A 24,072-nucleotide genomic window follows, 5' to 3' on the forward strand; every position below is an offset into this window, starting at 1 on the left:
AATCTCTTAATTAAAGAATTATAATGGACTTAAAAATTTTAGAAATTGCATCTGACACAAAAAACCACAAAATAGTTAAAAATCATACACACCAATCGAAAAATAAGAACCCCTTATGTGGTGATGAAATGGAAATTAGCTTAATAGTTAAAGACAATATAGTTCAAGATATAGGATATCAATGCAGATCATGTGTATATTGCCAAGCTTCTGTTAGTTTACTTTCAAAGTGGGTTATGCAAGCACCAATAGAAAAAATTTCAGATTTTGTCTCAAATGCTGAGTTTTTCTTTGATGAAAATTTTGAACAATTAAAAAAAATTAATATAAAAGATTTGAAAGTTTTTAAAAAAATAATGAATCCAGAAAATATTTCTAGAAAAGAATGTTTATTGCTTCCTTTTAAAACTCTTTCAAAAGCCCTAAAACTTTAAACTAACAATAAAAATAAAAATAAAAAAATATGATAAATACGATAAAAGAAAACTTTAACAGAGCTCTATATGCTTTAATATTTTCAATAATCACAATTGGTACCCTTTCATTCTTAAGTTTTGAAACTCCTTATGGATTGTTTTTAGCTGGATCATTTGGGTCTTCTATGGTTTTACTTTTTGGATATCCAGAAAGTCCTTTTGCTCAACCCAAAAATGTTTTCTTTGGACACCTAGTGACATCTGTAGTTGGTGTGTTAGTTTTAATGTTTCTTCCAGTTGATCAATTTTTACAAATAGCTATCGCTGTAGGTCTTGGTATTTTTGTAATGATACTTCTTGGTGTAACCCACCCACCAGCAGGTGGAAATCCTATAGTTATAATTCTAGGTGCAGTTTCTTATGATTTTTTACTAAACCCAATTATTTTTGGTTCAATAATAATAATTGTTTATGCAGTTATTCTAAATCGTTTCATTTTAAAGAAAAACTACCCAAGTAGTTGGAAAAAATAATCTTTTCCTTGTTTCAAATTTAGCCAGTTTAAATATACTGGCTAAATGAATTCTAATTATAAAATCATAAAATTTAGATCTAATAACTCGAAAGAGGTTAGTGATCAAATATCCATTGAAGAGCCATTGGAAATAATACTCAAATATAAAGATAAAGAAAATTGGATAGAAAATACTATATCCATTACGATGAGAACACCTGGGGATGATGAGGATTTAGTTACTGGCTTTCTTTTTAATGAAAGAGTAATTGAAAAAATTAGCCATATAGAAAATATTGTAGCTAGTGGTGAACCTGTTGGACAATATAAATTACAAAATAAAGTTATTATTACAATAAACAATTCAGAGAATATAGACATCGATAAAATTAAAAGAAATTTTTTGACTAATTCATCATGTGGTGTGTGCGGAAAAACTTCTCTCGAATCTTTAGAAATTATTAAGAAAGATAAAATATTGAAATCTATACCTAAAATACATCATGAAATTGTAATGAAATCTCCAGATATATTAAAACAAAAGCAATCTGAGTTTTCAAAAACTGGTGGAATTCATGCCAGCGGGTTATTTAGGGCTAATGGAGAAATTATTGCTGTAAAAGAAGATGTAGGCCGACATAATGCCTTAGACAAACTAATTGGATTCGTTTTAAAACAAAATTTACTTGATAATAGCTCTCAATTTCTAACCTGCTCTGGCCGACTTAATTTTGATTTAGTTCAAAAAGCTCTTATGGCTAATATAGGTGTCTTAATTGGTGTGGGTGCGCCAACCAGTCTCGCTATAGATTTAGCTAATAAGTTTGACATGACATTAGTTGGCTTTGTAAAAGAAGGTAGCTTTAATATTTATAGTAATAGTGAAAGAATTATAATAAAAAAATAAAAATTTTAATAGGGTAAATTGTGTCAAAAAATATCAGTAACTTATCAGGAAGAATTGGTCTTAAAAAAAACCTGTTTGAAAAAATTTCTGAGAGATCTTTAAATTCTAAAGACTCTAGTGGTATCAAAGAAATAGCTAATGAATACCACATGGGTATATCTACTATTCATGGTGCAGAGAGTTTTTATGAATTTTTAAGACCATCTCATAGAGCAAAAAAAGCTTTTGTCTGTAATGGAAGTGCTTGTATGTGTTCTGGAACACAGGAACCTTTAAAGAAAAAATTAAAAGAAAAACTAGGTGATGATAAAGTTGGTGAGATGTTCTGTCTTGGCCACTGTTATGAAAATAAAGCGTTTCACTATGATGGTGAAAACTATGCTGGCAATGATATTGATAAAATTGATGAGATAATCAAAGGAGAAGAGATTACACAGGAAAAATTTTTCTCAAAAAGTTTTGCTTCAACAAGTTTTTTAATGGATGATAAGCTTTCAAACTTAGATCAATTTAAAGATGTTTTAAATAAATTTATAAATACAGATAAACAAGAAATTATAAAGTCACTTTTAGATTCAAACTTAACAGGCAGAGGTGGTGCTGGTTTTCCAGCTGGAATGAAATGGGACTTTTGTAGAAAAGCTCCCTCTGAAAAAAAATATGTTATATGCAATGCTGATGAAGGTGACTCAGGAGCTTTCTCTGATAGATATTTATTAGAAGATCAACCACTTAAAGTTTTATTTGGAATGATTATTTGTGGATATGTTATTGGAAGTGATGAAGGTGTTTTATATATAAGAGGTGAATATCCAAAATCTATTGAAGCAATAAATGGATGTATTAACTCTTTAAAAAAAGAAGGGTTATTAGGTGAAAATATTCTTGGAACAAATTTTTCTTTTGATCTAAATATTTGTATAGGACAAGGAGCGTACATATGTGGAGAAGAAACTGCTTTAATTGCATCAATTGAAGGAAGAAGAGCAGAAGTTGATGTCAGACCACCCTTCCCTGTTACTGAAGGACTTTATAAAAAACCAACAGTTGTTAACAATGTTGAAACTTTAGCTGCGGCTACTGGTATACTTATTAATGGAGCTGATAAATTTTCAGCAATTGGAAATAAAAAATCTGCAGGTACAAAGTTAGTTTGTTTTGATAGTTTTTTTAATAATCCTGGTGTTTACGAAGTCGAAATGGGAACTCCAATGAAAAAAGTTTTAAATGATATTGGTGGAGGTTTTAAAGAACCTATTAAAGCATTACAAATTGGTGGCCCACTTGGTGGTGTTATACCAATTACTGAAGTAGAAAAATTAAACTTAGATTTTCAAGAGTTTACTGCTGCCGGTTTCATGTTGGGACACGCAAGTATAGTAAGCATTCCAAAAGACTTTCCAATGGTCGAATATATTCATCATTTATTTGAGTTCACAGCTGAAGAATCATGTGGAAAATGTTTTCCTGGTAGACTTGGTTCTTACCGTGGTAAGGAAATGTTTGACCAAGCAAAGAATAAGACTGCCAAAATTCCATTAAAGCTATTAAATGAGCTGCTAGTAACAATGAAAAAAGGCTGTTTATGTGCTTTATGTGGTGCAATACCTACTCCAATCATGAACATATTAAAATATTTTGGTGATGAAATGAAGGATGATATGGTGAAAGATAATTAATGAGCTCAGAAAAAAGAAAAATTGCATATATAGATGGTAAACCATATGAAATTGGTCCTAACCATACTTCTGTTTTAAAATTTGTAGAAAGCTATCTTGGTGAAAAAAAGATTCCTGCTTTATGTAACGATCCAAACTTAGCACCTTATGGAGCTTGTAGAGTTTGTTCAGTTGAGGTTGCTTTAGTTAAAGATGGTCCAACTAAAGTTGTAGCCTCATGTCATACACCAGTTGGTGAAAACCAACATATTTTTACAAACAATGAAAATTTAACGTCTTTAAGAAAAAATATTGTTGAACTAGTTTTAACCGACCATCCAATGGAATGTGGAACTTGTGAGGTTAATAATAACTGTGAACTTCAAGATGTAGCCAATGATTTAGGCATATCAGATCATAGATATAATGTACCAAAACAACATAGAGGTATTCCAAGAGACACCTCTCATGATTACATGAGAATGAATTTAGATAACTGCATTAATTGTGGAAGGTGTGTCAGAGCTTGTGATGAAATTCAAGGTTCATTTGTTTTAACGATGAGTGGAAGAGGATTTGAGTCTAAAATTACAACAGATAATGATGCGTTATTTGGGGACTCGTCTTGTGTATCTTGTGGAGCCTGTGCACACACTTGCCCAACAGATGCCATCTCAGATGTATATCAATCTAAGTCAGTTGCTGTTGATGAAAAAGTAAGAACGACTTGTTCTTATTGTGGAGTTGGTTGTAATCTAGAAGCTTCAATTAAAAATAATAAAGTTGTTGCAATTTCTACACCTGAAAAATCTGAAGTTAACGCAGGTCACACTTGTATTAAAGGAAGATATGCTTTTGGATTTTATGATCATCCTGACAGATTAAAAACTCCTTTAATTAAAAGGAATGGAAAATTTGAAGAAGCTTCTTGGGATGAGGCATATGACTTCATTAAAAAAGAATTAAACAGAATTACAAAAGCAAATGGACCAGATGCAGTTGCTGGTATTTCTTCGGCAAGATGTACTAATGAAGAAAATTATGTTTTCCAAAAAATGATTAGAGCAGCAATAGGAACTAATAATATAGATTGCTGTGCAAGAATTTGTCATTCACCTACGGCGTGGGGAATGCAACAAACATTTGGAACTGGAGCAGCTACAAATTCTACAGAGGATATTTACCATGCAGATTTATTTATGGTGATTGGAGCAAATCCAACAAATGCTCACCCAGTTACTGGTGCTAAAATTAAGCAACAAGTAATGAAGGGTAAAAAATTAATTGTATTAGATCCAATTACTACAGAGCTTGCTAAACTTGCTGATTATCATATTAAACTGAGACCAGGAACAAATGTAGCCATATTAAATATGATGTTGCATTATATTTTGAAAGCAAACCTTTATGACAAAGACTTTGTCAGAGATAGAACTGAAGGTTTTGCAAATTTCATTAAAGAAATTGAGAGACAAGATATGGATCATCTAGCGAAAGTTGCTGGTGTTGATAAACAGTTAGTTAAAGAAGCTGCAATTGCTTATGCAACCGCAAAAAACTCTATGGAATTCCATGGTTTAGGAGTTACAGAACAGGAGCAAGGATCTAAAACGGTAATGTTAATTGCTGATCTTGCAATGATTACAGGAAATATTGGTAGAAGAGGTGTTGGCGTTAATCCATTAAGAGGACAAAATAATGTTCAAGGTGCAGCAGATATGGGCTGTCAACCTCACCAAGGAGCTGGATACTTTGAAGTTTCAGACAAAAAAAATCAAGATTTTTATACAGAAAAATATGGAGTTGTTCATCCAACTAAACAAGGATTAAAAATCCCGGAGATGTTTGATGGAGCAATTAATAAAGATGTAAAAGCTGTCTGGATTATTGGAGAGGATATTGTTCAAACAGATCCTAATAGTGCACATGTTATAGATGCAATGAATGCATTAGAATTATTAGTAGTACAAGAAATTTTTATGAGTGAGACTGCGAAACTTGCAACAGTAGTATTACCTGGAACAACTTTCTTAGAAAAAAATGGAACTTTTACTAATACAGAAAGAAGAATTCAAAGAGTGAATCGAGCCGTACCTCCTTTGCCTGGTACTAAAACAGATGGAACAATCGTAACAGATATGATGCAAAAATTAGGATTTGATCAACCTGAATATGATGCTGATCAAGTTCTTGCGGAAATAGCAGATGTAGTTCCTTTCTTTAAAGGTGTAACAAGAGAAAGACTTGGTAAAATGGGATTACAGTGGCCAGTACAAGAGGATGGTACTGATACACAAATCTTACATGAAAAAACATTCAAATTAGGAAAAGGGCAACTTAAAAATTTTGATTGGAAAGAATCTAATGAGATAGCTACAAATAAAAAAGATTATCCATTAATTTTAACAACTAGTAGAGTTCTTCAACATTATAATGCTGCTACTATGACAAGACGTACTAAAAATATTAATATAGTTTCTGAAGACTTGCTATTAGTTCACCCTAATGATGCAAAAAAAAGAGAATTAAATACTGGTGATATTGGTAGACTTTATTCTGGCAGAGGTGAAGTAGCTTTAAAAGTAGAGGTAACAGATAAAGTTAAAGAAGGAATTGTATTTACAACATTCCACTTCCCAGAACATATGGTTAACATGGTGACTGGTCATGGAAAAGATGAAGAAACAATGTGTGCAGAATATAAAGTTTCTTCTGTAGAAATTCAAAAAATATCCAATCAATTTAAAACTGTCGTTGAACCTAAAGAAAATCAAGCAGAACTTTCATAAATACTCATTTTTTATAGGTGCTTTAAAAAATTATTAAGTTTATAATTTTAAAAATGACTAATTCAAATATTGACATTAATAAAGCAGGTTGGTCTTTTGATAATACATATGCAAGACTACCTAATGATTTATTAGTAAAACAGAACCCAATTCCAGTAAAATCACCAGAACTTATAATTTTAAATAAAGATCTATCCAATGATTTAAATTTAAATTTTACAAACATTGAAAAAGAAAATTTATCTCAGCTATTTTCTGGAAATTTATTGCCAACGGGGTCAGAGTCAATTGCACAAGCATATGCAGGACATCAATTTGGGCATTTTACAATGTTAGGTGATGGGCGAGCAGTTCTTATGGGTGAACACGTATTAAAAAATGGTGACAGATATGATATTCAATTTAAAGGATCAGGAAAAACACCATTTTCGAGAAGTGGTGATGGAAGAGCGGCGCTAGGACCAATGCTAAGAGAATATATTGTAAGTGAAGCAATGCATGAATTAGGGGTCAATACGACTAGAAGTTTAGCTGTTGTTAAAACTGGAGAAAATGTAATTAGAGAAACACATTTACCTGGTGCTGTATTAACAAGAATTGCTACTAGTCATATCCGTGTGGGAACATTCCAATATATTGCAGCCACACAAAAAGAACAAAATTTAAAAATCTTATTTGATTATGTAATCAATCGACACTATCCAAATATTAAAAATTCCAAAAATCAAGCTTTAGATTTATTAAAGACAATAATAAATGTACAAATTAATTTAGTTATCAGCTGGATGCGTGTTGGGTTTATTCATGGTGTGATGAATACAGATAATGTGTCAATTTGTGGTGAAACAATTGATTATGGTCCATGTGCATTTATGGATACTTATAGTCCCGAAACAGTCTTTAGTTCAATTGATCATCAAGGAAGGTATTCATTCTCAAATCAACCGAAGATTATTAAATGGAACTTAGCAAGATTTGCAGAGTGTATCTTAACACTTATAGACGACGACAAAGATAGAGCTATAGAAATTGCATCTGAAGCAATTAATTCATTTGAAAATATATATGAAGAAAAATGGCTTAATATGATGCGTGATAAATTGGGGTTATTTGGTGAAGATATAAATGATCAAATATTAATTATGGAACTTCTAACTTGGATGCACAAAAATAAAGCTGATTACACTAATACTTTTTGTTTTTTAATGAATGAAAAGTTTTCTGATAATAAAATTTATAATGATAAAAACTTTCTTATTTGGAAAGAAAAATGGGAGTACCGCTTAAAATTAAACAATAATAGTCCAGAAAAGTATTTAAAATTAATGCACTCAGTAAACCCAATAATTATTCCAAGAAATCATAAAGTTGAAGAAGCTTTGACAGCTGCAAACAATGGTGATTTAGAAATTATGAATAAATTATTAACAGTTTTAAATAGACCATATGAAAATCATAGTAGTATTATTGATTTTCAGTCTCCTGCACCATCAACTAATAAAGCTTATCAAACATTTTGTGGAACTTAACCCTTAGAGAACATAAGGTTCAGGTCTTGCATTGTTATCAAGAACTCTTTCGACAGAAAAATCACTTATATCAATCGTTTGATAAGATCCTGTAGAGATTAATTCAGTTAGTGCTCTTCCTATTCCAGGAGCTTGCATTAATCCTCTACCTGTAAATCCTGAAGCCATATATACATTTTCATATTTTGGATGTTTGCCAACCACCGCATTATTATCTAATTTGTTACAATCATAATAACCAGCCCATCCACCAGTTAATTTTAATTCTTCAAAAGCTGGAATTCTTTGTGCTAAGGCTGGCCATACTAATTCTTCAAAATCATTCCAAGCTGGTTCTAAATCAGTAGCATCAAATACTGAATTCGGTGAACCCGCTAAATATTCCCCACCTTCTGGTCTCCAGTAAACACCTGTTGTTAAATCACCCGTTAAGGGCATTTCTTTAATGTATTTAGGACATTTAACTCTAAAAACAGTATGTTTTTGAGGAACAACTGGAATATCTTTTAATAATTCTTTAGTCCAACATCCTGCTGCAGATATGATTGTTTTAGCTTTTATATCTGAAATACTTTTTACGTCACCTTTAATAAATTCCGCACCTAATTCAATTGCTTTACTTTTTAAAGCACCATGAAACATAAAAGGGTCAATCCATCCTTCACTTTGGTTGTCTGTATAAGTTGCTGTTTCAATGCCTTCACTGTTAATATATGGAAATATTTTTGATAATTCAGAATTTTTAATATTTTTTGTACCAGCATCACAAGCTTTGTGATTTTTTAAAGCTTTATACTGTTCCTCAGCATGCTCAGGACCAAACATTAATAAATATCCATTAGTGACCATACTTGCTGTTGGGTTTGGATTCTTTTCAGTTTTTAACAGTTCTGGTATTTGAAAAATAAATTCTCTAGCAAACTTACCTAATAAAATATTTTCTTTTTGAAAAAACTGTCTTCTAAATCCACCGAGTGATAATGGAAAAGAAGCAGTTTTATAAGTTGGGTCTCTTTCTATAACTTTAACTTTTCTACCTTCTTTAGATAAAAAATAGGCTGTAGCAGTTCCTATTATTCCACCACCAACTATTACAACATCGTCCATAATTTTTTTAATTTAATATGATTAAGCTTGAATTAAGCAATAATGCAAAGAGACACCAAAGTAAATAAGGAATCATTAAGTAATAACTGTACAAGTTGACACGCTTAAATCTCATTATAAGAATGATTATCAGTAATATTAAAATTACCAATACAATTAGAGCTAAAATAATTTTATGAAAAACAAAAAAAACTATACTCCAAGTTGTATTAAAAATTAAATGAATAAAGTAGATGTAAATAGTATTCATATCTCTATTTTTACTATGCCAGAATTTCCAGATAGCAATTGCCATAAACAAATAAAGCGTAGTCCAAACTGGTGCAAAAATCCAGTCAGGTGGATTAAATGAAGGTTTAATGATTGAAGAATACCAGGGCTCCTTAAACCCAACTGTGGCCAAACCCCCTATTACAGATGATGAAAAGGTAACAAGAGCAAATAGAAAAAAAGATAAGAATTTGTTTTTTAACATATTTCTATTATACAATAGAATATGGAAGAAAAAAAAGTTATTTGGATAACGGGTGCTAGCAGTGGAATTGGCAAAGCTTTAGCTTTAAAGTTTGCAAATGAAGGATGGATAGTAGCGGCATCTGCAAGACGTGAAAATTTATTACAAGAATTAAATAAAGAAAATTCAAATATTCACTCTTTTCCTTTGGACGTTACTAATATCGATCAATGTAAATCTGTTTTTAAAAACATCATTGAAAAATTTAACAATATTGAAATATCTATATTTGGAACTGGCATACATGACCCCAAATCAGAGAGAGAATTCAATCTTGATAAGATTAGAAAGATTATGGAAGTTAATTATTTTGGAACAATAAATTCGATTAACTCTGTTTATAATTATTATAATAATAAAAAAAGTGGTCAAATATCAATCATTTCCTCTGTTGCTGGATATAGAGGTTTACCTGCTGCAGGAGCTTATTGTGCATCTAAATCTGCGTTAACAAGTTTCGCAGAAAGCCTTCACTTTGAAATGAAAAGAAAAAATGTAAGAATTTCTCTAGTTAGCCCTGGATTTATCAAAACTCCAATGACGGATCAAAATGATTTTCCAATGCCAATGATAAAGTCACCAGAATTTGCTGCAGAACAGATCTATATAGGCTTAGTTAAGAAGAAAGGATTTGAAATTCATTTTCCGAAAGCTTTTACTTATTTTTTGAAGTTTTTAAGTATGCTACCAAGTAGTATTTATTTTAAAATTGTTGAAAAAGGGATGAAAAAAATAGATTACTAATCTTTAACAAACATAACCGTAAGTTCAGCAACTTTTATTCCAAACTTAGTCATTGTAGCTCTATTAATTGCTACTTTTTCATCTTGCATAAAAATCCAATCGTCAAAAGTAATTTTCATTTCTTTGCCCTTAATAGGTACTAATAAGACATATTCAAATTTAAAAGCAGGACCATATGAATAGCCTTTAGCCTTACCAACAACATCACCTGCTGTTCCTTCATAGTTATGTTCATCTAATTTATCAATTGTCCATTGTCTTTCTTGAACTTCACCATCATTCCAATTAAACTTTTCATTTAAAATTAATTGTTTACCATCCCACGTACCATTTAAATCAGCTGAAAATTGTCTAGTCACTTTTCCAGATCTATTTTGTAAAATTCCCCAAGCTTTAACATTTCCAGAAAGATATTCTTCGATAATTAATCTTGGTTTTTGGTCTTTAAAATCTGTTGGTTTCATATTGTTTCCTGTGCAACTGGTTAATAAAATTAATGATATAAAAGTAAATATAAATTTCATATGTTTATTTATTATATAAAGAGAATTGAATCAAATCTATATTTCTTGATTTAAAACCAGCCTCACAATATGAAAGGTAAAATTGCCACATCTTTTTAAAAGTTAAGTCAAAACCTTGATCTTTAATTATATCCCATTTTTTATTGAACTCTTCTCTCCAAACAATAAGTGTGTCTGAGTAATGATCTGCATAAGAGTTATATTCTCCAAATTTTAAACCATTAATATCAATATAATTTTGTATTTCACTTTTGGATGGTAAAAAACCACCAGGAAAAATATACTTTTGAATAAAGTCTTTCTTATTTTTATATCTGTCAAACAAACTATCATCAATTGTTATGGCTTGAATGCCAACTGTACCTGATGGATTTAAATTTTTTTTTATTGTATTAAAGTAACTGTCTAAATAATTCTGCCCTACTGCCTCAATCATTTCTATAGATGCAATATGATCATACTTTTTCTTAAGATCTCTATAATCCTTAATCTCAATGTTAACTTTTTCATTAAGCCCACATTTATGAATTCTTTCTTTAGCAAATTCAAATTGTCTTTTAGAAATGGTTATACAATCTAATTTCACATCATAATTAGTGCCTAGATATTCAGCAAAACCACCCCAACCACAGCCAATTTCAAGTATATTACTGCCAGCAGCAGGCTTTAAAAGATCAGTTAATTTTTGATATTTATTATTTTGCGCAAGGTAAAGATCTTGTTTTGAATTTTCAAATATTGCACTTGAATAAGTTAAAGATTTGTCCAACCAAAGAGAGAAAAAATCGTTACCAAGGTCATAATGTTTTGCAATATTTTCCTTACTTCTATTTTTTGTATTTTTAATAAATTTATTCTTTAAGAAATTAATTAAAGGCAAATCGAAAATACCAGAAAACTTATAAATAGTTTTTATGTTTCTAGCTGTTAATTCAATTAAATCAGAAAGATTATTAGTAATAAAAAAATCTTTCATATAAGATTCTCCCAAACCTATACTGCCACTTTTAATTAAATTGTAAGTAAGGCTTTCATCTTTAATTTTTAACGATACTTTTAAACTATCTTCTGGATTACCAAATTTTAAAACTTCTCCATCAATTTTGATTATTTCAAGGAAACCATGTTTAATTTTTTTTAGTGCATTAAATACAATTAAATCTGAAATTTTATAAATTATCATTAATTCTCTATTGTAATATTATTTTTAATCTTAATTTTTTTACTTATAAACTTAATTCCTTTTGTCCATAATTTAAATGCCTCAAAGTGTATCGCTAAAATAATCTTAAATGTCATAAGCGGATGTTTTAAATAGGATTTGATCAAGTTGGTGTTACTTAATTCACTTTTAACACCATCTTGTGATGCATAAAGAATTTTACCTTCTGGATCTTGTAAATCAATAATTACTGAAATCTTATTACCTGGTTTTAATAGTCTAAAAAAATAAATACAATTCATTGCTATAAATGGTGAAACATGAAATTTTTTTTTACAGACATGTTGTATTAAATTTTGATCTTTTTTGGCTTTAAAAACATAAGTATGTTGCTCACCAAATGTATTTTTAACTTCATAAAGAATAGATACTAAATCCGAATTTTTATCATAGATATAAAATACACTTAAAGGATTGAACACATATCCAAATATTCTAGGATAACACAAAAGTTTAATTTTAATGTTATCACAATCAATATCATTTTTTTTTAGATTATCTATTACCCAATTTTTAAGTGAACTTCCATCTCTGGGACCATGATCTTTATTAAAAAAACTAATAATATTAAATTTATCATACGAGAACAGTTTTAAAGTTTTATCTAATAACTTTATTTCTGATAAATCTATGAGCAATGAGAATACCCTATAATTGAAGGTATGAATTTTTGGTTTAAACCTTTTGTGAATTACAGTTCCAGTGTAGATATATGAATGTTTAATCATTTAGGGTTTTTAGCATTTCAATAGATGACTTTATTCCATCCTCATGAAAACCATAACCAAAATAACTCCCACAAAATAAAATATTCTTTTTATTCTGAATTTTTTGGAGATTCTTTTGGTTTAATAGTGCGTCTGTATCAAAATAAGGGTGAGTAAAACTGACTTTTTTGTATATTTTATCGGCAGAAATTTCTCTAAATGGGTTAATTGTTAAAAAGATATTTTTATCTATCTTTAGATTCTGTAACTGGTTTAACCAATATGTTACTGATGTTCTTTCAATATTATCTACACTCATTGATGAATTCCAAGAACACCATGCCTTCTTATTTTTAGGCATAATACTTTCGTCAAAATGAATAACAGCTATATTTCCTCTATATTTAAAATTTTTTAATATAAGCTCTTCATCTGAAGTTGGATTATCAATTATTTTTAAAGCCTCATCAGCATGTGTTGCAATTACAATTTTGTCATAATCAAAAAACTCATTCTCTTCACCATAAAAAATTTTAGCTCCAAAATCACTTCTAACAACTTTATTTATATTATAATTTTTAAAGTATTCTCCACTAATTTGACTTATTACCTTATCTACATAGGTTTTACTTCTATTGGCAACAGTAAACCATTGAGGTCTATCTTTTATTTTAAACAAACCATGATTTTTAAAAAAATTTAAAAAGAATGATAATGGCATTTGTGTAGCCTCATAAGGTGGCATTGACCAAATTGCTGATACCATTGGAACAATATGATAATTAATAAAATAATCTGATATTTTTATTTCTTCTAAGTATTTCCCCAATGTTATTGATTTAACTTCTTTTGTTTCTATTTTTTCACAGTTTTTATAAAAACTAATTATTTCAAAAAACATTTTAATAAACTTTAAATTCATCAAATTTTTTTTATTTGAAAAAATTCCCCCTAAACCTTTGCCACAATATTCCATATCATTATCCTTTACAGATACTGAAAATGACATATCACTTTTCTCAATCTCTATTTTATTTTCTGAAAAAAAATTAATTAAGTTTGGATAAGTATTTTTATTAAACACCATAAATCCAATATCTACTGCAACTTCTTTATTGTGGTCATAAGCAACTTTTAATGTATTTGCATGGCCACCAAATTGATTTTCTTTTTCAAATAAATCAACTTTATGTTTTTTAGATAAATAATAAGCTGCACTTAATCCAGATATACCAGCACCTACAACAGCAATTTTCATCTTGGTAAATATTTAAGCTGCAGTATCTTCGTACTCATCCATAGAAGGACATGTACAAAATAAGTTTTTATCACCATAGACATTATCTACCCTACCAACTGGAGGCCAATATTTATTTGTTTTTAAAAACTCAGAAGGATAAGCAGCCTCTTCTCTTTCATACTTATGATCCCATTTATTTGATGATAATTCAACGTGAGTATGTGGCGCATTCTTCAACGGGTTGTCAGTCTTATCAAATTCTCCTGATTGAATTTTATCTATCTCTTGTTTTATCTTTATAAGGGTAGAGCAAAACTTGTCAATTTCACTCAAACTTTCACTTTCTGTTGGTTCAATCATCATTGTACCAGCAACAGGCCAAGACATTGTTGGAGCATGATAGCCAAAATCAATCAATCGTTTTGCAATATCCTCCTCTGTTATTCCTGTATCACTCTTTATTGTTCTAATATCAATGATACATTCATGAGCTACATTGCCACTTTTACCCTTATACAAAATTGGAAAAGAGTCTTTTAGTTTATGTGCAATGTAATTTGCATTTAATATTGCAACTTGAGATGCTTTTCTCAAGCCTTCAGAACCCATCATTTTTATATACATCCATGATATTGACAAAATACTTGAGCTACCCCAAGGTGCTGCAGATACTGCTCCCATTCCAGTCACTGGTCCACAATCTTTTATTACAGAATGTTTTGGTAAAAATATTTCTAAGTGTTTTTTACATGCTATTGGTCCCATACCAGGTCCTCCACCACCGTGCGGTATACAAAATGTTTTGTGTAAATTTATATGACAAACATCAGGACCAAAATTTCCTGGTTTAGCTATTCCAACTAGTGCATTTAAATTTGCTCCATCCATATAAACTTGTCCACCATGGCTATGGATTAGTTGACAAATATCAGTTATTTTTTCTTCAAACACACCATGTGTTGAAGGATAAGTAACCATTAATGCAGCTAAATTTTCTGAGTGCTCCTCAGCTTTATTCTTTAAATCTTCATAATCTACATTTCCATACTGATCACATTTCACCACAACAACTTTCATACCAACCATTTGAGCACTTGCAGGGTTTGTGCCATGCGCAGAACTTGGGATCAAACAAACATTACGATTTGTTTCTTTATTTTTTTCATGAAATTTACGTATTACCATTAAACCAGCAAACTCACCTTGTGCTCCAGCATTTGGTTGCAATGATACTCCAGAAAACCCTGTTATTGATCTCAACCAATTTTTTAAATCAGTGAATAGCTCTCTATAACCATCCATTTGTTCTACAGGAGAAAAAGGGTGTGGTTGAGAAAACTCTTTCCATGTAACTGGTATCATTTCTGAAACTGCATTAAGCTTCATGGTGCATGAGCCCAAAGCAATCATTGATTTATTTAAGGCAATATCTGAATCTTCTAATTTTTTTAAATATCTTAGCATTTCAGTTTCTGAATGGTAACTGTTAAAAACTGGATGATCTAAATATCTTGAAGTTCTTAATAAATTTTTTGGAATATTAGATAAGCTCTCATTCATGGATTCTTTAATTGTTTCTGAACAATTAAAAATTTTCAATAATTGATTTGCTCTATAAAGGTTTTTTCTTTCATCAAAAGAAACTGCTAACATTTCAGAATTTACTTTTCTAATGTTTACTCCTTGATCTAGGGCATTTTTATAAATCTTATCAGTTTTATCTAAAGTTTTTACTGTGACAGTGTCAAAAAAATGATCTGAATAAAGTTCATAACCAGATTGTTTTAATTTATCTGCAAAATTTTTAGTTAATTGAGAAACACTTTCTGCAATTTTTTTAATACCTTTTGGACCATGATAGACAGCATAGGCTGCAGACACTATTGCTAATAATGCTTGTGCTGTACAAATATTACTTGTGGCTTTATCTCTTCTTATATGCTGTTCTCTTGTTTGAAGGGCAAGTCTATATGCTTTTTTTCCATGTCTATCAACCGACACACCTACTATTCTACCTGGCATTGATCTTTTATATTCATCTTTTGTTGCAAAAAATGCGGCGTGGGGACCTCCGTAGCCCATTGGAATTCCAAAACGTTGTGAGCTACCGACTGCAATATCAGCACCTAATTCTGCTGGTGTTTTTAGTTTAGCAAGAGCTAATAGATCACATGCAAGAACAGCTTTTCCATTATGTTTATGTATTTTACTTATAGCTTCACTAGGATCTTTAATATCTCCCAATGTGCCTGGATATTGAATAATCCCACATATAATATCTTCTTTAATATCTTTATCTTCGTCACCTACTACTATTTCTAAACCGAGTGGTTCTGCTCTTGTTTTGATTACATCAATAGTTTGTGGGTGACAATTTTTTGAAACAAAAACTTTTTTAGTCTCAGATTTAGATATTCTATAACTTAATCCCATAGCTTCTGCAGCTGCTGTTCCTTCATCTAAAAGAGAAGCATTAGCAATATCCATACCTGTAAAATCTATAATCATTTGCTGAAAATTAAGTAACATCTCAAGTCTCCCTTGTGCGACTTCAGGCTGATATGGTGTGTAAGAAGTATACCACCCTGGGTTTTCCAGTATATTCCTAAGTATTACATATGGTGTATAAGTTCCATAATAACCCATTCCAATGAAGCTTGAATAAACTTCATTTTTTTTTGCAATATTTTTTAATTTTCTAAGAGCTTTATATTCTGAGTTTGGATCTCCAATATCTAGATCATCTTTAAGAAGAATTTTTTCTGGGACAGTATCTTTTATTAATTCATCAAGATTTTGATAACCCAATTCTTTGAGCATAATACTCTGTTCATCAACAGATGGACCTATATGTCTTTGTATAAAATCTTTTTGAGCATTTTTCAACATTTAACTACCACTTTCTTTTGAAAATTTTTCGTATTCATCTTTATTCATTAATGAGTCCATTTCAGACTTGTCGGTAATTTTTAATTTAAAAAACCAAGCTTCATTCTCTGGATCAGCATTAACCTTTGCAGGATCATCAACAATTGACTGGTTGTTTTCAATAATTTCACCAGATACAGGAGTGTAAATATCACTTGCAGCTTTCGTAGATTCTACAACACCTGCATTTCCATCTTTAACAACAGAGGACCCTATCTCTGGTAACTCTACAAAAACAATATCACCTAGCATTTCGGTTGCATGTTGTGTGATTCCTATAACAGCAGTATCTCCATCTAATTTTATCCACTCATGTTCTTTTGAATATTTTACTTCACTCATTTGCTAGCTCCTTTCACATAACTTTTTTTATAAAATGGCAAATTACTTATAATTGCTGGATATTTTTTTCCTCTCACTTCTAAAAAAACCTTAGTATCAATTTTAGAAAATGAATTTTCTACGTAACCCATGGCGACTGGGGCCTGAACACTTGGTCCAAAAGTTCCACTTGTAATTTCCCCAATATTTTTATCCCCTTCACTAAATATTGAGGTTTTTTCTCTAGCTATAATTCTTCCTTCTGGCTTAATACCTACACGGATCTTACTTACTCCTTTCTCAATTTGAGATTTAATTTTTTCACATCCAATAAACCCACCCTCAAGAATTCTATTCTTTGATATTGCCCATTTTAAATTTGCTTCTACTGGGCTTTTATTGATATCCATGTCATGACCATACAAACAAAGCCCTGCCTCTAATCTCAAAGTATCCCTAGCACCTAATCCAATTAAACTAGCTCCTTCATCTATGAGTTTTTGCACAAACACCACAGCAGCATCATTTTTTATTGATATCTCAAATCCATCTTCACCTGTGTAACCAGATCTTGTGATATAAATATTTTCTTTAAGATTTTTAAATGTATCACCATTCATAAATTTTAAATCTGACACTCCATTTATTATCTTTTCTAATATTTGGACTGCTTTTGGCCCCTGTATTGCTATAAGAGACAGTTCTTCACTTAAAATCATTTCATACTTATTTTCTAACAATTTAGATAAAAGTTTAAAATCTGTGTTCTTACAAGCAGCATTTAATACAATGTTAAAACCACCTTCAACTTTTGTAATAATTAAATCATCATAAATTCCTGCTTCTTCATTCATCAAAAAACTATATTTTGACTGATTTAACTTAGCATTACTTAATTCAGCTGGAAAAATTTTTTCAAGGTCTTTAGCCAATGAGTCATCTCCTTTAATGAATAGCTGACCCATGTGTGACACATCAAAAATACCAGCATTTTCTCTTGTATTTTTATGTTCCTCAATAATTCCATTAGAATATTGGATTGGCATTTGATAACCAGCAAATCGAACAAACTTAGCTCCATGCTTTTGGTGTAAATTGTAAAGTGCTGTTTTTATATTTTCCATATTAACTAACTATACCCATCTGTATGTTTGCCTGAGAGTTTTATTCCGTCGGCGAGAACTTAATCTCTTTCCAGAGTTAATATGTTACGGTCCTTTTGCCTGAGAGATTCCTGGGTGGTTGCTCCTTCGGCGCTACGATAGTTTGTAGTCTCTCCCGTATTGAATAATAATCTACCAGATGTATGTCAGAGTCAATTAATAATTTTTTTCTTTTTTATCAGATAAAAGCAACGATGAAAACTGAAGTAAAACAGCAAATAGAATAATTGCACCTCCAATTAATGTAAATAATGATGCCCTTTCACCTGCGAATAAAAAAGCCCAAACAGGTCCTAAAACAGATTCGGATAGCATAATTACTCCAACCATTGCTGAAGGTGTGCTACGTGCACCAATAGTAATAAATATAAAACCAAAACCAACTTGAAAAAAGCCTGCTAAGAAACCTAAAAATATATCATTTGGTGAAACCATTAAATTGTGTGAATAGTAAATACATGCACTTAACCCTATTAAACATGAGCTTACTCCAGCAACAAATTGAGCAGGTATCATGTCTACTGTAGGAAATTTTCTTACAATCATGATTAAGACCGCAAATGAGATAGGCATTGTAAATGCAGCTAAATTTCCTGAAAGATTACCTGGTCTCAAATCATTTCCAATCATTAAAGTAACTCCTGTTATTGCTAATATTATTGAAACAAGAGTTATTGTTGAAATTTTTTCCTTTAGAAATAAGTAACCAAAAATTGCTAGAAATAAAATCTGTAATGATATTATAAAATTAGTATTAGCAACTGATGTATTAGACATTGCATATACATAACCACAAAATCCAAATGATAATACAATACCACCAAAAAAGCCTGGCAATCCAGATTTATAAAAAGAGCTTATAGTTTTTTTTTTATAGGTAATTATTAGAAAGGCTAAAACAGTAAGTGTAAAAAATAAAGATCTCCAAAAAAGAATTTGCCACTCAGTAGAGCCTTCAAATTTTTTAACAATAAGCCCCCCAAAACTCAAACTTAGAGCTCCCATAAAAATCAGCAATGGACCAGGAATTTTATTAATTACATTCATTTAAATATTTATTTGTCTCTTCTATGTATGCTTTAAATATATTCTGGGCTTCTTCAAGACTTACTTCCTTAAAGTTTATTTTTGTTCCAGGGGTTAATTGCCCAACTAAATCAAGATCAGCAGCAATAACTACACCAATCTTTGGATATCCTCCAACTGTTCCATGATCAGATAACATTATTATTGGATTACCATCAGCGGGTACCTGAATAACTCCTCTTACTATACCTTCCGATTTGATATTGGTATTTTTTATATTTTCTAATTTTGGACCCTTTAACCTTATGCCCATTCTATCAACAAGGTTTGTGATTAAAAAATCTTCATTAAAAAAATTGCCTATTGCATCCTTAGAAAAATAGTCAAAATTTGTACCTTTAATAATTCTAATAATGTTATCAGTAGAATAATCATAATTTATTTTTTTATTTATTGCGTTTATGGTATCTATTTTTTTAATAAAAATTTTATCATTTAAGGAATATTTTTTTCCATCATTTGGTCCAATATTTGCTTTAGTATTTATAGAATAACTGCCCCAGGTTTTTTCTAGATCAAAACCACCATTAACTGCCAAATATCCATACGTAGAATTTTTAGTTGATATTATATCTATTTGATCCTCTTCATCTAAAATATAACTTTTATAACACTCACCATCTTCAATCTCTAAATTCTTTCTAATAATCTTAAAAAAAATATCTCCAGATATTGCAAAATTAATTTTTCCATTCTTTAACTTTAAGAGAGGGCCTTGGTATGCAAACTCTACTACAGGCTCATTTAATTGATTATCAACCAATCTATTTGATAATATGTAATTTCTTTGGTCGATTGCACCACTCACAGCAATACCAACATAATATAAGTGATTTCTGCCTTTGTCTTGAATGGTAGTGTTAACTCCTGCCCTTAAAATTTCAAAATATGCTTTATTCATTCCAATTTAAATAATCTTCTTTTGTTATTTGATAAAAACTTACTTTATCACCTGGATTAACTAGAGCTGGTTGATCTAAATTTTTATCATCAAAAATTTTCTTTGGAGTGTTACCAATAATATTCCAACCACCAGGGCTTTCAAAAGTATAAATATTTGCAAATTGTTCTGTTATTCCTACTGATCCTTTGGGCATCTTTAATCTTGGCGTTTCTAATCGATCACATCTTATATTTTCATTAAGATCTCCTAAAAAAGGCATTCCAGCAATAAAACCTGTCATGTAACAAAAATATTCTTTGTTGAAATATAGTTCTAATATTTTATCTTTATCTATATTTAATTTTTTAGTTAATCTCAAAAAATCCAATCCATACTCATCATCACAACAAACTGGAATTTTAACTTTTTTATTATTGTTTTTAATATCTCTATTAATAGTTAAACCTTCTATAAAATTTTTAATTTTTTTATAGTTGGTTATTGTTAAATCAAAACTAATAATTAATTTATTATAAGAGGGTGTTAAGTTGGTTATTCCCTCAATTTTTTTATCTTTTATTAATTTTGATATATGATGAAAGTAATCTATGACACTTGCATTTATTGTTTCATTAACATCTGAGCCAAAATCACAATAAACAGCTGCGTCACCAAGATTAGATATATTTTTAATCATGTCATGTTATACTCCAGACTTTAAGTTATGGAAATTAATATCAATTGCGACCTAGGTGAAAAATCAAAGTTTCATTCAATTGAAAATGATCCAAAATTACTTAATATTGTTAATTCAGCCAATGTTGCTTGTGGATATCATGCGGGTGATAAACCAACAATGGAAATGGTTATTGAAATCTCCAAAAAAAATGGTGTTAGTATAGGTGCTCATCCATCTTTTAATGATCCTGAAAATTTTGGAAGAAAGAGAATAAATTTAAATTCTTTAGAAATAAAAAAATTAATTTTTGAACAATATGAAATATTACAAGAGATAGCCCAAAGGTATAATGAAAATGTAACACATATTAAGCCACATGGTGCTCTCAATAATATGGCTTGTGAAGATTTGGAGTTAGCAACAACACTTGCTGCTTCAATCAATGAACTTAATAAAGATATCATATATCTTGTTCCAACCGGTTCCAAAATGGAAATTGCTGCTAAAAAATTTGATATGAAAATAGCATGTGAAATATTTGCAGATAGAAATTATGAAGATGATGGAAATTTAGTTTCAAGAAAGAAAGCAAAAGCATTGATTACAGACCCTGAACAAGCAAAAAAACATGTGCTAAGTATGGTAAAAAATCAGGCCCTAAATTGTCTCAGTGGTAAACAAATACCTTGTGAAATAGATTCTATTTGCATACATGGAGATAATGATAGTTCATTATCAACTGCTAAATCTATTAAAGATAATTTGGTTAATAATGGACTAATACTAAGACCATTAAATAAATTAAATAAATTTAATTAAATATGAAAAAAATTATATATATCTTGATATTTGCTTTTGCTTTGACAACTAACACATTTTCAGCTGGTGGATCAGGCGGTGATAATGATGGCGGCAATAAAATATCTAATTATACAAAAGCACATAATTTAATTAAGTCCGCCAAAAAGTATGAAAAAAAAGGAAAAACAGAAAAAGCACAGAAGAGATATGCAAAAGCACAAAAGCTTCTTTTAAAATCTAATAAAAAAGAACCACTTCAAGCAGATACTTTAAATTATTTAGGTTTTACCACTAGAAAACTTGGAGATTATGAAAAGGGTGAAGAATTTTATTTACAAGGTTTGCAAATTGAACCTAGTCATAAAGGAATAAATGAGTACCTTGGTGAACTTTATGTTGTTACTGGAAGAATGGATATGGCTAAAGAAAGATTAGAAGTATTAAAAACTTGTAACTGCGGAGAATATGATGAGCTTAAAGAAATAATTGAAGGAACTAAAAAATCTAAGTATTAAGTTTTTAATTAATATTTGCTGACATTTTATTTGGCAACCATAATGCAATCTCAGGAAAAATTACTACAATAATAACTGCCAGTATCATAAGTAAAAAAAGTGGAAATGCACTTCTTGCAATAAATCCCATATCTTTGTTTGCCATACCTTGTAGTACAAATAAATTAAAACCTACTGGTGGAGTAATTTGAGCCATTTCAACAACTATTACTAAATATATACCAAACCAAATCATGTCGAAACCAGCCTGTCTTATCATTGGCTCTATAATAGCCATAGTTAAAACAACTGCTGATATTCCATCTAAAAACATACCTAAAATAATATAAAATATAGTTAGTACAAATAATAATGTGTATGGAGATAGGTTCATTTCATCAATCCAAATTGCTAAATTTCTAGGTAAGCCTGTGAAGCCCATCGCTAATGATAAAAAAGTTGATCCTGCTAAAATAAAAGCAATCATGCATGAAGTTTTAGTTGCTCCTAATAAGGATAGATTAAATGAATTTTTATTCAGCGTCCCTTGCAAAAAAGATAAGATTAATGCACCTACAACACCCAAAGATGCAGCTTCAGTAGCAGTCGCTATACCTGTATAAATTGAACCAATTACAGAAGAAATAAGTAAAATTACAGGAAGTAATTGTTTCGACCCCTGAACTTTTTCTAAAAAAGAAAAGCTTTCAGCTGATTTTGGCATCAATTTTTTATTTAGAATAGACCAAAAAATTACATACAACATAAACATTAACGCAATCATTATTCCAGGTAAAATTCCTGCCATAAATAGTTTTGCTATAGAGTCCTCTATTGTTACTCCATAAATGATTAATATAATTGATGGAGGAATTAATAATCCCAAAGTTCCTGATCCGGCTAAGCTTCCTAATAGCAATTTTTCAGGATATTTTCTTTTTCTTAATTCTGGGATAGACATTTTTCCTACAGTAGCTACTGTTGCTGCTGAAGACCCTGATATTGCTGCAAATAACGCACAACCCACAACATTTACATGAACTAGTCCACCAGGAAGTTTTGACAACCATGGTGATAGGCCTTTAAATAAATTTTCTGATAATTTTGTTCTAAATAAAATTTCTCCCATCCAAACGAAAAGTGGTAATGCGGTTAATGTCCAGGATGAACTAGTTCCCCATATTGTTGTTGCCATTGCATCTCCCACAGGTCTAGTTGTAAATAATAGCATACCAACTGCAGAAACAGCTATCATACTTAAAGCAACCCAAATACCTGAGCCCAATAAGAATAGTAATAAAGAAATAAAAAATATTGTTAAGTATATTTCTGTCATAATTAATTTATTTTCTTATCTAAAATTGAAAAAATTAAATGATGAAATATGCAAATAAAAAATACAAAAGAACCAATTGCTAAACTAGTTTGAGGTATCCATATAAGAATTTCATCTGCACCTTCACTTCTTTCTTCAAATTTTATTGAAATGATTACCATTTTAATAAAATAATACGCCATAAAACCGGAAAAGTAACTTGCCACTGATAAACACCATATTTCAGCCAATCTTCTCTTTTTATTTTTAAATTTTTCTAGAAATAAAGTTATTCTAATATGACCATTATTATAAAAAGTGAAAGCAAGTGCAAAAAAAGATGCTGCTGCCATACTATACCCTGAATATTCAGCTAAACCTCTTATGTAAAAACCAAAAATTCTGGAACTAATTCCAGTTAAAATAAATACTGCAACAAGTATTAAAAATATTGATGCTAAATATCCTGAAAATTTATAAACTAATTTTAAGAAATTATTTACTTTATAAATCATAATAAAAAGGCCGTTA

The 24,072-nt window shown here is 30.1% G+C and carries 23 protein-coding genes and 1 riboswitch; of the genes, 9 read left to right on the plus strand and 14 right to left on the minus strand.

The window, feature by feature from the left end:
* Positions 1–23: 23 nt before the first annotated feature.
* From VP91_RS00355 to VP91_RS00380, 6 genes are read left to right on the plus strand one after another with little or no spacing between them, the layout of a single operon-like run.
* Positions 24–434, plus strand: a complete 411-nt coding sequence (locus VP91_RS00355) for an iron-sulfur cluster assembly scaffold protein (RefSeq protein WP_169035466.1) — start codon at positions 24–26, stop codon at positions 432–434.
* 29 nt (positions 435–463) lie between these two features.
* Positions 464–949 carry an HPP family protein gene (locus tag VP91_RS00360; RefSeq protein ID WP_169035467.1) on the plus strand — a complete coding sequence of 162 codons (486 nt, stop codon included), beginning with the start codon at positions 464–466 and terminating at the stop codon, positions 947–949.
* Between the two features lie 45 nt (positions 950–994).
* Positions 995–1,837 carry a formate dehydrogenase accessory sulfurtransferase FdhD gene (gene fdhD / locus VP91_RS00365; protein ID WP_169035468.1) on the plus strand — a complete coding sequence of 281 codons (843 nt, stop codon included), beginning with the start codon at positions 995–997 and terminating at the stop codon, positions 1,835–1,837.
* Positions 1,838–1,857: 20 nt separating this feature from the next.
* Complete coding sequence (locus VP91_RS00370; protein ID WP_169035469.1) at positions 1,858–3,516, plus strand: NADH-ubiquinone oxidoreductase-F iron-sulfur binding region domain-containing protein; 1,659 nt, start codon at positions 1,858–1,860, stop codon at positions 3,514–3,516.
* Positions 3,516–6,284, plus strand: a complete 2,769-nt coding sequence (gene fdhF, locus VP91_RS00375; RefSeq protein WP_169035470.1) for a formate dehydrogenase subunit alpha — start codon at positions 3,516–3,518, stop codon at positions 6,282–6,284. Before VP91_RS00370 ends, fdhF begins: the two co-directional genes overlap by 1 nt.
* Before the next feature lie 53 nt (positions 6,285–6,337).
* The gene (locus VP91_RS00380; protein WP_169035471.1) at positions 6,338–7,813 is read left to right on the plus strand and encodes a protein adenylyltransferase SelO; all 1,476 of its coding nucleotides are present in this window, start codon (positions 6,338–6,340) and stop codon (positions 7,811–7,813) included.
* Positions 7,814–7,816: 3 nt separating this feature from the next.
* Here VP91_RS00380 and VP91_RS00385 read toward each other — a convergent pair whose 3' ends face one another.
* On the minus strand, positions 7,817–8,920 hold the full coding sequence (locus VP91_RS00385; protein ID WP_169035472.1) for an NAD(P)/FAD-dependent oxidoreductase: 1,104 nt from the start codon (positions 8,918–8,920) through the stop codon (positions 7,817–7,819).
* A gap of 7 nt (positions 8,921–8,927) precedes the next feature.
* On the minus strand, positions 8,928–9,395 hold the full coding sequence (locus VP91_RS00390; protein ID WP_169035473.1) for a TspO/MBR family protein: 468 nt from the start codon (positions 9,393–9,395) through the stop codon (positions 8,928–8,930).
* Positions 9,396–9,416: 21 nt separating this feature from the next.
* Between VP91_RS00390 and VP91_RS00395 the strand changes: the two genes are divergently transcribed.
* A complete protein-coding gene (locus VP91_RS00395; RefSeq protein WP_169035474.1) occupies positions 9,417–10,178 on the plus strand; it encodes an SDR family NAD(P)-dependent oxidoreductase in 762 nt (253 codons plus the stop codon).
* On the opposite strand, the gene VP91_RS00400 is transcribed toward VP91_RS00395, so the two are convergent.
* The 10 genes from VP91_RS00400 to VP91_RS00445 all read right to left on the minus strand — a co-directional run bounded on the left by VP91_RS00400 (position 10,175) and on the right by VP91_RS00445 (position 20,949).
* Positions 10,175–10,702 carry a DUF3833 domain-containing protein gene (locus VP91_RS00400; protein ID WP_169035475.1) on the minus strand — a complete coding sequence of 176 codons (528 nt, stop codon included), beginning with the start codon at positions 10,700–10,702 and terminating at the stop codon, positions 10,175–10,177. The genes VP91_RS00395 and VP91_RS00400 overlap by 4 nt on opposite strands.
* Before the next feature lie 4 nt (positions 10,703–10,706).
* Positions 10,707–11,885, minus strand: a complete 1,179-nt coding sequence (locus VP91_RS00405; protein WP_169035476.1) for an SAM-dependent methyltransferase — start codon at positions 11,883–11,885, stop codon at positions 10,707–10,709.
* Positions 11,885–12,652, minus strand: coding sequence for a DUF1365 domain-containing protein (locus tag VP91_RS00410; RefSeq protein WP_169035477.1), 768 nt, complete (start codon positions 12,650–12,652; stop codon positions 11,885–11,887). Before VP91_RS00410 ends, VP91_RS00405 begins: the two co-directional genes overlap by 1 nt.
* Positions 12,645–13,889: an NAD(P)/FAD-dependent oxidoreductase gene (locus tag VP91_RS00415; protein WP_169035478.1), complete on the minus strand. Its 1,245-nt coding sequence runs from the start codon at positions 13,887–13,889 to the stop codon at positions 12,645–12,647. The genes VP91_RS00410 and VP91_RS00415 overlap by 8 nt, the downstream gene beginning before the upstream one ends.
* A 12-nt stretch (positions 13,890–13,901) precedes the next feature.
* Positions 13,902–16,760, minus strand: coding sequence for an aminomethyl-transferring glycine dehydrogenase (gcvP, locus tag VP91_RS00420; RefSeq protein WP_169035479.1), 2,859 nt, complete (start codon positions 16,758–16,760; stop codon positions 13,902–13,904).
* Positions 16,761–17,141, minus strand: coding sequence for a glycine cleavage system protein GcvH (gcvH, locus tag VP91_RS00425; protein ID WP_169035480.1), 381 nt, complete (start codon positions 17,139–17,141; stop codon positions 16,761–16,763).
* The gene (gene gcvT / locus VP91_RS00430; RefSeq protein WP_169035481.1) at positions 17,138–18,244 is read right to left on the minus strand and encodes a glycine cleavage system aminomethyltransferase GcvT; all 1,107 of its coding nucleotides are present in this window, start codon (positions 18,242–18,244) and stop codon (positions 17,138–17,140) included. The genes gcvH and gcvT overlap by 4 nt, the downstream gene beginning before the upstream one ends.
* 77 nt (positions 18,245–18,321) lie before the next feature.
* A riboswitch (glycine riboswitch) is annotated at positions 18,322–18,411 on the minus strand.
* Positions 18,412–18,439: 28 nt separating this feature from the next.
* Positions 18,440–19,330: a DMT family transporter gene (locus tag VP91_RS00435; protein WP_169035482.1), complete on the minus strand. Its 891-nt coding sequence runs from the start codon at positions 19,328–19,330 to the stop codon at positions 18,440–18,442.
* Complete coding sequence (locus VP91_RS00440; RefSeq protein ID WP_169035483.1) at positions 19,317–20,270, minus strand: biotin-dependent carboxyltransferase family protein; 954 nt, start codon at positions 20,268–20,270, stop codon at positions 19,317–19,319. The genes VP91_RS00435 and VP91_RS00440 overlap by 14 nt, the downstream gene beginning before the upstream one ends.
* Positions 20,263–20,949: an allophanate hydrolase subunit 1 gene (locus tag VP91_RS00445; protein ID WP_169035484.1), complete on the minus strand. Its 687-nt coding sequence runs from the start codon at positions 20,947–20,949 to the stop codon at positions 20,263–20,265. The genes VP91_RS00440 and VP91_RS00445 overlap by 8 nt, the downstream gene beginning before the upstream one ends.
* A gap of 27 nt (positions 20,950–20,976) precedes the next feature.
* On the opposite strand from VP91_RS00445, the gene VP91_RS00450 reads away from it, so the two are divergent.
* Together VP91_RS00450 and VP91_RS00455 are read left to right on the plus strand one after the other, a co-directional pair.
* A complete protein-coding gene (locus tag VP91_RS00450; RefSeq protein ID WP_169035485.1) occupies positions 20,977–21,750 on the plus strand; it encodes a 5-oxoprolinase subunit PxpA in 774 nt (257 codons plus the stop codon).
* A 2-nt stretch (positions 21,751–21,752) separates the two neighbouring features.
* Positions 21,753–22,247: a tetratricopeptide repeat protein gene (locus VP91_RS00455; RefSeq protein ID WP_169035486.1), complete on the plus strand. Its 495-nt coding sequence runs from the start codon at positions 21,753–21,755 to the stop codon at positions 22,245–22,247.
* A 4-nt stretch (positions 22,248–22,251) separates the two neighbouring features.
* On the opposite strand, the gene VP91_RS00460 is transcribed toward VP91_RS00455, so the two are convergent.
* Positions 22,252–23,562, minus strand: a complete 1,311-nt coding sequence (locus tag VP91_RS00460) for a TRAP transporter large permease (protein WP_169035487.1) — start codon at positions 23,560–23,562, stop codon at positions 22,252–22,254.
* 2 nt (positions 23,563–23,564) lie between these two features.
* The gene (locus VP91_RS00465) at positions 23,565–24,056 is read right to left on the minus strand and encodes a TRAP transporter small permease (RefSeq protein WP_169035488.1); all 492 of its coding nucleotides are present in this window, start codon (positions 24,054–24,056) and stop codon (positions 23,565–23,567) included.
* Positions 24,057–24,072: the final 16 nt, after the last annotated feature.

The organism is Candidatus Pelagibacter communis (genome assembly GCF_012932795.1).
Taxonomy (GTDB): Bacteria; Pseudomonadota; Alphaproteobacteria; order Pelagibacterales; family Pelagibacteraceae; genus Pelagibacter; species Pelagibacter ubique_S.

Excerpts from the sequence above, each read along its gene's own strand:
- VP91_RS00395 (WP_169035474.1), top strand. The coding sequence starts at position 9,417 with ATGGAAGAAAAAAAAGTTATTTGGATAACGGGTGCTAGCAGTGGAATT.
- VP91_RS00440 (WP_169035483.1), bottom strand. The coding sequence starts at position 20,270 with ATGAATAAAGCATATTTTGAAATTTTAAGGGCAGGAGTTAACACTACC.
- VP91_RS00435 (WP_169035482.1), bottom strand. The coding sequence starts at position 19,330 with ATGAATGTAATTAATAAAATTCCTGGTCCATTGCTGATTTTTATGGGA.
- VP91_RS00460 (WP_169035487.1), bottom strand. The coding sequence starts at position 23,562 with ATGACAGAAATATACTTAACAATATTTTTTATTTCTTTATTACTATTC.
- VP91_RS00390 (WP_169035473.1), bottom strand. The coding sequence starts at position 9,395 with ATGTTAAAAAACAAATTCTTATCTTTTTTTCTATTTGCTCTTGTTACC.
- gcvP (WP_169035479.1), bottom strand. The coding sequence starts at position 16,760 with ATGTTGAAAAATGCTCAAAAAGATTTTATACAAAGACATATAGGTCCA.
- VP91_RS00450 (WP_169035485.1), top strand. The coding sequence starts at position 20,977 with ATGGAAATTAATATCAATTGCGACCTAGGTGAAAAATCAAAGTTTCAT.
- VP91_RS00355 (WP_169035466.1), top strand. The coding sequence starts at position 24 with ATGGACTTAAAAATTTTAGAAATTGCATCTGACACAAAAAACCACAAA.
- gcvH (WP_169035480.1), bottom strand. The coding sequence starts at position 17,141 with ATGAGTGAAGTAAAATATTCAAAAGAACATGAGTGGATAAAATTAGAT.
- VP91_RS00415 (WP_169035478.1), bottom strand. The coding sequence starts at position 13,889 with ATGAAAATTGCTGTTGTAGGTGCTGGTATATCTGGATTAAGTGCAGCT.
- VP91_RS00380 (WP_169035471.1), top strand. The coding sequence starts at position 6,338 with ATGACTAATTCAAATATTGACATTAATAAAGCAGGTTGGTCTTTTGAT.
- VP91_RS00405 (WP_169035476.1), bottom strand. The coding sequence starts at position 11,885 with ATGATAATTTATAAAATTTCAGATTTAATTGTATTTAATGCACTAAAA.
- gcvT (WP_169035481.1), bottom strand. The coding sequence starts at position 18,244 with ATGGAAAATATAAAAACAGCACTTTACAATTTACACCAAAAGCATGGA.
- VP91_RS00400 (WP_169035475.1), bottom strand. The coding sequence starts at position 10,702 with ATGAAATTTATATTTACTTTTATATCATTAATTTTATTAACCAGTTGC.
- VP91_RS00455 (WP_169035486.1), top strand. The coding sequence starts at position 21,753 with ATGAAAAAAATTATATATATCTTGATATTTGCTTTTGCTTTGACAACT.
- VP91_RS00445 (WP_169035484.1), bottom strand. The coding sequence starts at position 20,949 with ATGATTAAAAATATATCTAATCTTGGTGACGCAGCTGTTTATTGTGAT.
- VP91_RS00410 (WP_169035477.1), bottom strand. The coding sequence starts at position 12,652 with ATGATTAAACATTCATATATCTACACTGGAACTGTAATTCACAAAAGG.
- fdhF (WP_169035470.1), top strand. The coding sequence starts at position 3,516 with ATGAGCTCAGAAAAAAGAAAAATTGCATATATAGATGGTAAACCATAT.
- VP91_RS00465 (WP_169035488.1), bottom strand. The coding sequence starts at position 24,056 with ATGATTTATAAAGTAAATAATTTCTTAAAATTAGTTTATAAATTTTCA.
- VP91_RS00360 (WP_169035467.1), top strand. The coding sequence starts at position 464 with ATGATAAATACGATAAAAGAAAACTTTAACAGAGCTCTATATGCTTTA.
- fdhD (WP_169035468.1), top strand. The coding sequence starts at position 995 with ATGAATTCTAATTATAAAATCATAAAATTTAGATCTAATAACTCGAAA.
- VP91_RS00385 (WP_169035472.1), bottom strand. The coding sequence starts at position 8,920 with ATGGACGATGTTGTAATAGTTGGTGGTGGAATAATAGGAACTGCTACA.